Raw genomic sequence first — 470 nt, 5'->3', positions numbered from 1 at the left:
CTGGAGCATATCGCCACCGGCCTTCCTTTAAAATACCAAAAGCCTGAATATCAATTGTGGAAACGCGTGGGTTCCGCCGCTGCAATTCTTCTGGTGGCAGGATTGGGCTATTATTTTTTCCGCCCTGAGCAGTTAACTATAACTACTGCTGTAGCTAAAATGCAGGATGTGTCTCCAGGTGCGAACAAGGCTGTTCTCACACTGGGCAATGGCAAAAAGATCAGCATTACAGATGCCAAGGATGGAGAACTGGCCAATCAAGCTGGTATCAGTATTAAAAAGACAGCAGACGGACAATTGGTTTACAGGGTAGATGACGTGGGTACTGCGGGTAAAAATCCTGTATTTAATACCATTGAAACGCCAAGAGGTGGACAGTACCAGATCGTATTGCCTGATGGCACAAAGGTTTGGCTCAATGCAGCTTCAAGCCTCAAATTTCCGGCGAGCTTTTCAGGTTTGGCCAGCAG

General features: G+C 47.0%; 1 protein-coding gene. It reads left to right on the top strand.

Annotated features, from left to right (window positions below):
• Window positions 1-470 (top strand): hypothetical protein (locus AB4Z50_RS36035; protein ID WP_441887293.1); only part of this gene is annotated, 470 nt, incomplete at both ends.

Origin of the sequence: Paenibacillus sp. 2TAB26 (assembly GCF_052115145.1) — a bacterium.
Classification (GTDB): Bacteria; Bacillota; Bacilli; order Paenibacillales; family Paenibacillaceae; genus Pristimantibacillus.
The sequence above is the reverse complement of the archived record's forward strand: the minus strand, read 5'-3'. Positions and strand labels throughout refer to the sequence as shown.